Source organism: Sanguibacter sp. Z41_6 (genome assembly GCF_059621145.1).
Window position 1 is genome coordinate 557,131 of sequence record NZ_JCAQIF010000002.1, and the last position, 10,371, is coordinate 567,501.

8 protein-coding genes are annotated in these 10,371 nt (G+C 69.0%); 4 read left to right on the forward strand and 4 right to left on the reverse strand.

Annotation, left to right across the window (positions count from 1 at the left end; genetic code table 11):
- Positions 1 to 258 precede the first annotated feature (258 nt).
- The 3 genes from AC54T1_RS07550 to AC54T1_RS07560 form a co-directional block, all read right to left on the reverse strand.
- The gene (locus tag AC54T1_RS07550; RefSeq protein ID WP_496911559.1) at positions 259 to 2,175 is read right to left on the reverse strand and encodes a glycoside hydrolase family 127 protein; all 1,917 of its coding nucleotides are present in this window, start codon (positions 2,173 to 2,175) and stop codon (positions 259 to 261) included.
- Between the two features lie 90 nt (positions 2,176 to 2,265).
- Positions 2,266 to 3,882: an APC family permease gene (locus AC54T1_RS07555; RefSeq protein ID WP_484344411.1), complete on the reverse strand. Its 1,617-nt coding sequence runs from the start codon at positions 3,880 to 3,882 to the stop codon at positions 2,266 to 2,268.
- Positions 3,883 to 3,965: 83 nt separating this feature from the next.
- The gene (locus AC54T1_RS07560) at positions 3,966 to 5,030 is read right to left on the reverse strand and encodes a DUF2776 family protein (RefSeq protein WP_496911560.1); all 1,065 of its coding nucleotides are present in this window, start codon (positions 5,028 to 5,030) and stop codon (positions 3,966 to 3,968) included.
- A gap of 218 nt (positions 5,031 to 5,248) precedes the next feature.
- Here AC54T1_RS07560 and gadC point away from each other — a divergent pair, with 218 nt between their 5' ends.
- The 4 genes from gadC (at position 5,249) to AC54T1_RS07580 (ending at position 9,370) form a co-directional block, all read left to right on the forward strand.
- Positions 5,249 to 6,718: a glutamate/gamma-aminobutyrate antiporter GadC gene (gene gadC, locus AC54T1_RS07565; protein ID WP_484344409.1), complete on the forward strand. Its 1,470-nt coding sequence runs from the start codon at positions 5,249 to 5,251 to the stop codon at positions 6,716 to 6,718.
- A gap of 5 nt (positions 6,719 to 6,723) precedes the next feature.
- Entirely contained in the window at positions 6,724 to 7,167 is a 444-nt protein-coding gene (locus AC54T1_RS07570; protein WP_484344408.1) for a hypothetical protein, read from the forward strand.
- Positions 7,168 to 7,237: 70 nt separating this feature from the next.
- On the forward strand, positions 7,238 to 8,629 hold the full coding sequence (gene gad, locus AC54T1_RS07575; protein WP_496911561.1) for a glutamate decarboxylase: 1,392 nt from the start codon (positions 7,238 to 7,240) through the stop codon (positions 8,627 to 8,629).
- Positions 8,630 to 8,695: 66 nt separating this feature from the next.
- On the forward strand, positions 8,696 to 9,370 hold the full coding sequence (locus AC54T1_RS07580) for a hypothetical protein (protein WP_484344406.1): 675 nt from the start codon (positions 8,696 to 8,698) through the stop codon (positions 9,368 to 9,370).
- Between the two features lie 42 nt (positions 9,371 to 9,412).
- Here AC54T1_RS07580 and AC54T1_RS07585 read toward each other — a convergent pair whose 3' ends face one another.
- On the reverse strand, positions 9,413 to 10,120 hold the full coding sequence (locus AC54T1_RS07585; RefSeq protein WP_484344405.1) for a DUF4389 domain-containing protein: 708 nt from the start codon (positions 10,118 to 10,120) through the stop codon (positions 9,413 to 9,415).
- Positions 10,121 to 10,371: the final 251 nt, after the last annotated feature.

Here is a 10,371-nt window from a genome sequence, read left to right on the forward strand (position 1 = left end):
CACCCGGCAGGGATGGAGTGGTGGTCACGACGGCTCCAGGTGATGAGTGCCGGCGAGGTCGTCGGCGGTGCTCCACGGCGAGCTCGATTGAACCTCGTGCTCCTGCAGGATGCGACACTCCTCCAGGCGCTCCCGGACGATCTTCTCGCCGGAGCGGGGTCACCGGCGCCTCGGCGACGACGAGGGATGCGGTCAACTGCGTCCCTCGTCGCCACCGCCCGTGTGGTCGCGCCGTCGGCGACGCGCAGTCCGCCGCCGTCAGACTCCGGCCGGCGCGACGGGGATCCACACGCGCATCGCACCGGGCGTCGCGTTCCCCCACGTGGCGAAGGGGATGGCGCGGACCGTGAAGGTCGCGCGATCGCCGGCTGGGAGCGCGGGCTGCGGGTCGGACGCCGCGTAGAGGCCCTCCGAGCTCGCGGACGTGACCGTCAGGCTGACGTCTGTGTCGCGCACCTCGACCGGCGCGCTCGGCACGACGGCGAGGTCGTCGACGACGGCACCGTCGGGCATGCTCGCCTGCTCGATGCAGTAGACGAGGGGCCCGCGCTCGAGCGCGACGCACCCCCGCACGGCGTCGACGCGGTGGTGAGCCCGTGTCCACCGTGGGGTGAGGTCGAGCTCGAGGTGGTACGTCGCGCCGTCAACGAGGTCCACGTGCGCGTAGCCGTCGTCGCTCAGGCGTGCCTCAACGTCGGGGGACGCCCCTCCGGACCTCGTGAGGGCGCTCGTGGAGGACCACGAGGGGACGCGGACGGCGAGGCGCGACCCGGGCGTGACGCGGCCGTCGACCGTGACCACCACGGAACCGTTCGCCGGGTAGTCGGTCTCGACCCGCAGCACCCCCTCACCGAGGTGCGCCGGCAGGTCGATCTCGGCGGCGGCGACCTGGTGCAACCAGAGTGTGTCGGTCGTCGTCGAGGCGACGTACGCGGACATCTGCGCCACGGTCCGGGCGATGTTCGGCGGGCAGCACGCGCATGCGTACCAGGTCGTGCGCTCCCGCGGCGCGTTCTCCTCGGAGTAGCGGTCGGGACGCTGCTGCAGGGGGTTGGAGTAGAAGAACCTCGTGCCTGACGCATCTACCGCGGCCGCGAGCGCGTTGTGGACCTCGCGCTCGATGGTCTCCGCGTAGCGGGCCGCGCCTGCCGCACCACCGGCGAGGAGCATCCGCCACGTCCAGTGGACGTCGGCGATCGTCGCGCAGGTCTCGGCATAGGCACGCTCGCTGGGGAGCTCGTAGTCGTCGCCGAAGGCCTCGTCGCGGTGCCGCGACCCGAACGCACCGGAGATGTACATCTTGCGCTCGTGCGCGCTGGCCCACTGGCTGTCCATCGCCGACAGGAGCGTGGGGTCACCGTTCTCCAGGTAGACATCCGTCGCACCAGCGTTGAGGTAGAGCTGCCGCACCGCGTGCCCGACGGCGTCGCGGGCCTCGCGCACCGGCGCGTGGTCCTGGTAGTAGCGGGCACCCAGACCGCCCACCGGGAGCAGCCCGCGCCCGCGCAGGTCGATCATGCGTTCGGCGAGCGTGAGGTAGCGACGCTCGCCGGTGTGGCGGTAGAGCTCGACGAGCGCGGTCTCGATCTCGGGGTGACCGCAGATGCCGTCGTCCCGCCCCGGACCGAACCGGCGGTCGACGAGGTCGACGAACGCGCGGGCGATGTCGAGCAGGTCGGAGCGGCCCGCTGCCCGGTCGAGGGCGACCGCCGCCTGGACCATGTGCCCCAGGACGTACATCTCGTGCGTCCAGTGCAGCTCCGCGAACTTCTTCTCGGGGTGCACACCCTGGATCCAGCTCATGACGTAACCGCTGGGCTCCTGGACGCGGGCGACGAGGGCGATGACGTCGTCGAGCCATGCGTCGTGGGCGGTGGTGCCCGTGCGCGCGATCTCCCACGCGACGGCCTCGATGACCTTGTAGAGGTCGGAGTCGGCGAAGACGAAGCCCCGGTACTCGGCACCCGACTCCCCCACGACGCGGCGCAGGTTGTCGATGACGCCCGAGGTCTCGAGCTGACGGATGCAGTGCGGGATCGTCGCCTCGGCGTTGAGGGACTGCCAGGCGGCGAGAGGGCCGCCTGTGAGCCGTACCGCTCGGAGGTCGAGCGGACGGTGTGCGGCGATGTCGGCGGTGGGCAGGGCAGGGGTCGCGTCATTGCGTATCTGTGCCATGGCGACCATGGTAGGTCCGCTGCGGCCTGCGGTTCGGACGTCAGCAACGGCCGCGGCGCGGCGCGCTGCCGCGCCCGGCACACGGCGTGGTCACGTGGGTCGGTCCACCCTCACCATGGGGACGGTGGCGACCGCGGCAGCCGCTGCGGCGGCCGGCAGCGCGGACCGCACTCCCCATCCGAACAGCGCCAGTGCGAAGGCGGACACCACGAGCATGTCCACGCCGAGGGGCAGCACCTCGCGGCCCCCTCCGAACCGCCCGAGGAACGTGATCGTGAGCAGTCCGGCGTAGTAGGGGCCCAGCCAGACGAGCGACGGCAGTGCGAGCGACCGCCGCAGGGACGGCTCACGGACCAAGCGCCAACCCAGCACGGCGACCCCGACGGCGATCGGGATGGTCAGCTTGATCATCGTCTCCCATCCCGTCCAGTAGATGATCAGACTGATCGCGACGAAAGCGACCCGCGCCAGGACGGACACACCGTGGAGCCGGAACGGTCGAGGCCGGTCCGGCACCTGGCGGCGGAGCGCGACGACGGTGACCGGCCCGAGGCACATCGACAGCACGACGGCGCCCGAGTTGAAGGACAGCAGCTCCGCCCAGCCATCACGGAACACGAGCAGGAGCACCAGACCGACGGCGAGGTTGAGGATCATTGCTCGCACCGGTACCCGGTGCCGGGAGAAGCGGGCGACCGAGCGTGGGAACAGGCCGTTGCTCGCGACCGCCACCGCGAGCCGCCCGGTCGATGCCGTGGAGACGAGTCCTGCACCGAAGGGGCCCAGCACGGCGTCGGCGACCAGGAGTCGCGCCAGCGCCGTCATGCCGAGTGCGGTCAGCACGGCGGCGAGGGGTCCGTTGGCGCCCCCCTGGTCCAGACCTGCCCAGCCGCGATCGAGGTCAGCGGGGTCGGTCGCACCGATGAATCCGAGCTGGAGGAGCGTGAAGAGCACCGTACAGATGATGATGCCGCCGACGAGCGCGACGGGGATCGTCCGCTGCGGGCGCCGTGCCTCGCCCGCGAGGTCGAGTGCGTGCCTGAACCCGAGGAAGGCGAACGCGACGCCTCCGCTCGTGATGGCGCTCAGCACTCCCGCGATCCCCTCGGGAGCGAAGCCCGTGGAGCGGATCGGCTCGGGTGAGAAGCGGGTGAGGAGTGCGACGGCGACGAGGGCAGGGATCAGGAGCTTGGCCCACGTCAGGGCCGTGTTGACGTGGGCGAAGAGCGCGACGCCGAACGCGTTGAGCGCCGTGAATGCGACGAGGACGACGGCGGCGGCGGCTAGCCCTGGCACGCTCAACCCGCTCTGTCCGTTCGCCGCCGAGTCCGCGACGAAGAGCCAGTCGAACACCGGCTCGTTGCTCGCGTACTCGAGCATCGCCTGGGTCTCGATGGGCGCGGCCGTCACGTAGCCGACCCATGCCACCCAGCCGATGGCGACACCCACGCCCGGGCCGTGGCTGAAGGTGGGCAGCAGCCCCAGTCCCCCGACGACAGGGAGCATCGCCGAGACCTCCGCGAAGACCAGCGCGACGGTCACGAACATCAGACCCGCGATCGGCCACGCGAGAACCGCGGCCGGCCCGGCCTGCTGTGCTGCGAAGAGCGGGGCGAACAGGACCCCGGAGCCGACGACTCCCCCGACGGCGACGAAGGTCAGCGCCAGAGTGCCCAGCGACCGACCGGGTGCGCGTGACTGGTCCATTCCCGAACGATACGTCTCGGAGGAACATTGCGGGCTTTCCGGACAGCGTGCGCGTGCGGTGTGCGCACTGGCCGGTCCTGCGGTCACCCCGACGAGGACGTGCCGCTCTCCAGGATGGAGACGATGGAGTACAGCGTGAAGCAGATCGCGCCGAGACCCACGAGGACGTGCGCCGCGATGAAGACGCTCGGATCTGTGAAGGCCGCCTGGAACACGAATGCCGCGAGGAACAGGCACGCGAGCGCCGTCACGACGGGGATGAGGGGCACCCGGTTGGCGAGGCTGAAGGTCCGACGCCAGACGAGCGCGAGGAGCCCGACCTTGCTGAGGATGCTGAAGCAGACCAGTCCGAGTCCGATCATGACGAACCCGGGCGTCCTGTAGTAGGGCTCGTCGTCGACGATGAGCAGCAGGACACCCCAGACCATGCCGACCACGCCCATGACGATGACGAGCCAGGGCCACCCGACCCGGTCCCTGGGGCTGTAGGAGTTCTGCACCTGGCGCAGGATGCTCCACACCAGGCCGATGAGGCTCGTGCAGATCATCGCGAGTCCGCAGACCACGTGCCCGACCGTGAACCTGCTCGGGGACGCGGGCAGAACGAGGTTGGTGATCCCCACCCCCCAGGCGACCGCGGCCAGGATCACGGGGAGCGCCGCGAGCAGGGCGGCGGTCCCGCGGGAGAACGCCTGCGCGGGCGGTGCGTCGTCCCCTGGCGGCCGCGCGGAGTTGGCCGGGATCAGGGAGAACTTCGTGGAGGCGGTGGCGACGGTGGCGATGCACCCGCAGATCAGGGCGAGTCCGAGCACGACGTGCCCCGCGACGTAGTAGGGGTCCTGGCCGTCACCGGAAGCGCCGGCGAAGACGACGATGCCGTACGTCGCGGTGCCGACCGCGGCGAGGAACCCGAGCGCGGGGTACACCACCCGGTCGACGGCATCGAAACGGCCGATGAGCTGACGGATGATCGTCGCGGCGGTGCAGAACAGGCAGAGACAGATGGCACCGAGGAACGTCACGACGCGCCCGGCCACGATGTTGCCGGAGGCCTCTCCCGCGGTCCAGACGTCCAGCCCGTATCCCACACAGACCGCCATCATGGCCAGCGGGATGGCCCGGAAGATGACACTGACCCACCAGTTCACGTGACCACGCCCCTCAGCGGCGACAAGGGTCGACGCTGACGCGTCGACCGACGGTTATCCCGTCGACTTTCAGTAGAGCACCAGATCGGTCGACGCGCCGTAGATGTCCCGAATGTTCCGGGTGCGTGCTTCAGCACGTTATGCGAATCTAGAACGTGTTACCACGGAACGACCGGCACCTACCTCGCCGGCCAGGGCACGTAGCGAAAGGTGTGGAGATGGCTACTCGTGCAGACGGTCAGCCCCCGGCGTCGCAGAGATCGGCGCCGGGCCGCTCATTCATCAGCTGGACCTCTATGGCCATACTCATCGCCACGGCCGTGGCGAGCGTCCGCGGCCTACCCGCGATGGCTGCCTACGGGTGGGCGTCGATCTTCCTCTACGTCCTGCCTGCGATCCTCTTCATGGTCCCGGTGGCTCTCGTCGCTGCCGAGCTGGCCAGCGGATGGAAGGGCGGTGTGTTCGTCTGGGTCAAGGAGGCCTACGGAGACCGCCTCGGCTTCTTCGCCATCTGGCAGCAGTGGATGCAGAACGTCGCGTGGTACCCCGCGCAACTGGCCTTCTTCGCTTCCGCGCTCGCCTACGTGTTCAACCCTGGCCTCGCGAACTCCGGCATCTTCACCGGGCTCGTGATCCTCATCGTCTACTGGTTCTCGACCCTCATCGCCACACGCGGTGTGAGCGCCTTCGCCAAGGTCGGCACCTGGGGGTTCATCGTCGGCACGATCGTGCCGGCAGCCGCCCTGATCGTCTTCGCCGTCATCTTCATGACGGACGGCGGAAGCTCCCACCTGGCACCGGTGAGCGACGCGCAGTGGTTCCCGACGTTCACCGGACTCGCCTCCATCGTCCTCATCGTCAGCAACTTCCTCTCCTACGCGGGCATGGAGATGAACGCCGTGCACGTGACGGAGATGCGCAGGCCCAGCATCGAGTTCCCCAAGGCGATCGTGCTGTCCGTCGTCCTCATCCTGTTCGTCTTCATCCTGCCGACGCTGGCCATCTCCGTCGGGGTCCCCGGATCGAGCGTCAACCTCACACAAGGTGTGCTGCAGGCGTTCGACGTCTTCTTCAACCACCTCGGGATCCCCTGGGGCACCACGGTCATGGCCCTGCTCATCGTCGTCGGGATCCTCGCGTCGGTCGTGACATGGATTCCCGGACCGAGCCGCGGTCTCCTCATGGTCGGCAAGGAGGGCTACCTGCCTCCCCGCCTGCAGGGCACCAACAGCCAGGGCATGCAGGTCCCGATCATGATGGTCCAGGGGTTGATCGTCACCGCGATGGCCGTGCTGTTCGCCGTGCTCCCGTCGGTGCAGTCGGTCTTCTGGATCCTCACCGCGATGGCGGTCCAACTCTACCTGATCATGTACATGATCATGTTCCTCGCAGCGATGCGGCTGCGTCGTACGCACCCCGACGTCAAGCGCGGCTTCCGTACCCCGGCCATGACCCTCGTCGGGACCATCGGCTTCCTCGGAAGCGCTGCCGCCTTCCTCCTCGGCTTCGTCGAGCCGTCCGGGAACGCCGGTGCGACGCCCCAGGGCGTCTACATCCTCATCCTCCTGGCGGGCATCGTCCTCCTCGGCGTCTGGCCGTTCGTCCTGTACAAGGTGCGCAAGCCGGAGTGGAAGATCGAGGCCTCGCCGGACCACACACATTCCGACGCACCAGCTCAGGAGGCCTGAGTCCCATGATGATCACGAAGCGTCCCCGAGCCGCCCACCGCGCCACCCTGCGGGCCGCAAGCCTCGCGGTCGTCGTGGGTGCCGCGCTCTGCGCCTGCACACCTGCCGGCACCGCCACCGATCCCGACGCGGACGAGGCACAAGAGCTGGCCGACCAGCTCAACGAGAGCCTCGCCGAAGCAGGCCTGCCGGAGCTCGACACGGCAACGGCTGCTGCCCTCTACGGCACCGACGGCGGCGTGAGCTGCGAGAACGTCGGCGAGCTGCAGCAGGAGCTGTCGCTGTCCCAGTTCGGCAACAACTCCGGGAACCTGCGCCGGGTGATCCTCGATCCAAGCGTCGTCGCCTATGACCTCGCGGTGGTCGAGACCTACTGCCCCGACAAGGTCGACGCGTTCCAGGACGTCATCGAGGACCTCGAGACAGGGGAGACCATCCCCATCCCGTAGCTCGACCCGCACAGCTCCATACACCAGAGACCGACCTGCGCGAGGACGCGCTGAACCGAGGAGAACATCCATGCTGCACAACAAGGACTCCGTCCGAGGCGCCCTGGAGGACGACGTCTTCGCGTCGAACGACCTCTCGGTCGCGATGCCCAAGTATCGGTTCCCGAAGGACGAGCACGTCGCACGGCACGTCTACCAGGTCGTGCACGACGAGCTCATGCTCGACGGCAACTCCCGCCAGAACCTCGCGACCTTCTGCCAGACCTGGGTAGAGTCCGAGATCAACGACCTCATGGCACTGTCCGTCGACAAGAACATGATCGACAAGGACGAGTACCCGCAGACCGCCGAGCTCGAGGGCCGGTGCGTGCACATGCTCGCCGACCTCTGGAACAGTCCCGACGCCGCCAACACCATGGGGACGTCGACCACGGGGTCGAGCGAAGCCGCCATGCTCGGCGGGATGGCACTGCTCTGGAAGTGGCGGGAACGGCGCCGTGCCGAGGGGAAGCCGACCGACCGGCCCAACCTCGTGACCGGACCGGTGCAGATCTGCTGGCACAAGTTCACCCGCTACTGGGACGTGGAGCACCGCGAGATCCCGATGGAGGGTGACCGCCTGCTCATGAACCCCGAGGAGGTGCTCAAGCGGGTCGACGAGAACACGATCGGTGTCGTCCCGACCCTCGGTGTCACCTTCACCTGCCAGTACGAGCCCGTGGCGGAGGTGGCGGCGGCCCTCGACAAGCTCCAGGAGGACACGGGCCTCGACGTGCCCATGCATGTCGACGGGGCCAGCGGCGGGTTCATCGCCCCGTTCGTGGAGCCGGACCTGCTGTGGGACTTCCGCCTGCCGCGCGTGAAGTCGATCAACGCCTCGGGGCACAAGTTCGGCCTGGCGCCCCTGGGGGTCGGTTGGGTCGTGTGGCGAGACGCCGAGGACCTTCCCGACGACCTCGTCTTCCACGTCAACTACCTCGGCGGGGACATGGCCGTCTTCGCGCTGAACTTCTCCCGCCCGGGCGGGCAGATCGTCGCGCAGTACTACAACTTCCTCCGCCTGGGCAGAGAGGGGTACCGCAAGATCCATGAGGCCGGGTACGAGACGGCGCGCTACCTCGCCGACGAGATCGCGCAGATGGGCCCCTTCGAGATGATCTACGACGGGCGCGGTGGGATTCCCGGGCTCACCTGGAAGCTCAAGGAGGGTGTGGACCACGGCTTCAGCCTCTTCGACCTGGCTGACAGGCTCCGCACCCGCGGATGGCAGGTGCCCGCATACACGCTGCCGCCGCACCGGGAGGACCTCGCCATCCAACGCATCCTCGTCCGGCACGACTTCAGCCGCGACATGGCCTCCCTGCTCCTCGACGACTACCGCCGATCCTTGGAGATCCTGGACAAGCACGGGCCCAAGGTGCCGCTGTCGGCCGAGGAAGGCAGTGGTTTCCACCACAACTGATGCCGTCGGACCTCAACGGTGTGACCGGTGGTCATCCCGAGCCGGGGTCAGGGGTGAGGCCCTGCCATGACCCCTGACCCCGGCTCGGAGGACGCCGTCCAGGCGTACGACGAGACGCGGTGGCCGATGGCGGCTGCCGTCGTCGTCGCCATGGCGCTGACCGTCGCACTCCCCGACAGCCTCCGGCTGGCCCAGCCCTGGGTGCTCCCCACGATCTCCGGCCTGCTGCTCGTGTCGCTGCTCGCGGGCGACCCCGGGACGATCTCGCGGCGCACCACCGAGCTGCGGGTGGCATCGATAGCACTGATCTCCGTGCTGTCGCTCGGGGCCGTGTGGTCCACCGTCCAGCTGGTCCAGGACCTCCTCACGGACGGTCCGGAGACGGACTCGGCAACCGAGCTGCTGCAGGCTGGTGGGTGCGTCTGGCTCGGCACCGTCATCGCCTGCGCGCTGCTCTACTTCGAGCTCGACTGCGGCGGGTCCGCTGCGCGCGCGGAACGGATGCCCCAGACCCCCGACCTCGCCTTCCCGCAGCAGCTCAACCCCGGTGTGGGCCCGGAGGGCTGGCGACCGCTGTTCTTCGACTACCTCTACCTCGGGCTGACGAACGCCACGGCGTTCAGCCCGACGGACGTCATGCCGCTGGTGCCGTGGGCCAAGGCCGTGATGTCCGCGCAGGCCGTCACGTCGTTGGTCATCACCGGTCTCGTCGTGGCCCGGGCGGTGAACGTGCTCGACTGACGACCGCGACGGTGCGCGCCGCGGCGCCCCCCGTGGACGCGGTTACCGCGTGCCGCCCGGTCCGGGCACCGCCGGCACGGTGCCCGGGTCGTCGCCACCCTGATCGAGCCGGAAGGGCGGGTACTGGTCCGTCATGAGGCTCGTGTACGCGCCCACCCGCAGCATCCACCGGTTCATACCGAGCACGAGGTCGTAGATCGACGTCGGGTACCGGCCGCTGCACAGGAGCGTCACAGCGGCGATGAGCACGAGCAGCCCGTTGAGCCCGCTGGCCCACGTCCACGAGTCCTGCCCGTTGGCCGTCGCCTCGTTGGCGAGGTAGACGCTGCCGCCAGCGAAGAACGACAGGACGAGGTAGTGCGGGATCGCCAGCAGCCACCACTTCACCAGCACGAGACCCCGGGAGAGTCGCTCGGGGTACTCCACCCCGAGGTGGGCCGGGTAGTCCGGCACGTCCGCCAGCGTGAAGGGCGGATATCGGTCGGTACCCAGCACACCGTAGGTGTAGTGGGTGACGCGCCAGCTCCAGCGCATCACCCCGACGTTGAAGTCGAAGACCGGGCGCGGATAGCGGCCGGTGACGAGGATCGAGAAGAAGGCGACCACGCTGAGGACGGCGAACGCCAGCCACAGGAAGACGAGCACCACGTAGTGCGGAAGGGCCAGCAGCCACTTCACGAGCCACAGCCACCGGTTGAGCGTCGGGTCGAGGTGGGCGTCCACCCGGACGGGATAGGTCGACGGGCTCATGACGCGTCCTCCCGGCTGGCACGCGCGGTGTGCTCACCGCACACACCCAGCATGCTCCGTCGGATGAGAAAGAGCGCGTCGGCCCGTGCCCACAGTCCGCCCTCTGCTGGCCGTGCTCACAGCACATCGACAGACGCAGAAGGCCGGCCCTGGGGGGGTGGTTTCCCTTCGCCCAAGAGAGGCGCGGGTTTTTGGGGGGGGGGAGGTGGGGACGTGGACCCCCTTCCCCCCAGCCCAGGGGGGGATAAAAC

What these genes read in the sequence shown, in the direction of transcription:
- AC54T1_RS07550 (WP_496911559.1), bottom strand. Translation starts at nt 2,175, where the DNA reads ATGGCACAGATACGCAATGACGCGACCCCTGCCCTGCCCACCGCCGAC.
- AC54T1_RS07555 (WP_484344411.1), bottom strand. Translation starts at nt 3,882, where the DNA reads ATGGACCAGTCACGCGCACCCGGTCGGTCGCTGGGCACTCTGGCGCTG.
- gadC (WP_484344409.1), top strand. Translation starts at nt 5,249, where the DNA reads ATGGCTACTCGTGCAGACGGTCAGCCCCCGGCGTCGCAGAGATCGGCG.
- AC54T1_RS07570 (WP_484344408.1), top strand. Translation starts at nt 6,724, where the DNA reads ATGATGATCACGAAGCGTCCCCGAGCCGCCCACCGCGCCACCCTGCGG.
- gad (WP_496911561.1), top strand. Translation starts at nt 7,238, where the DNA reads ATGCTGCACAACAAGGACTCCGTCCGAGGCGCCCTGGAGGACGACGTC.
- AC54T1_RS07580 (WP_484344406.1), top strand. Translation starts at nt 8,696, where the DNA reads ATGACCCCTGACCCCGGCTCGGAGGACGCCGTCCAGGCGTACGACGAG.
- AC54T1_RS07585 (WP_484344405.1), bottom strand. Translation starts at nt 10,120, where the DNA reads ATGAGCCCGTCGACCTATCCCGTCCGGGTGGACGCCCACCTCGACCCG.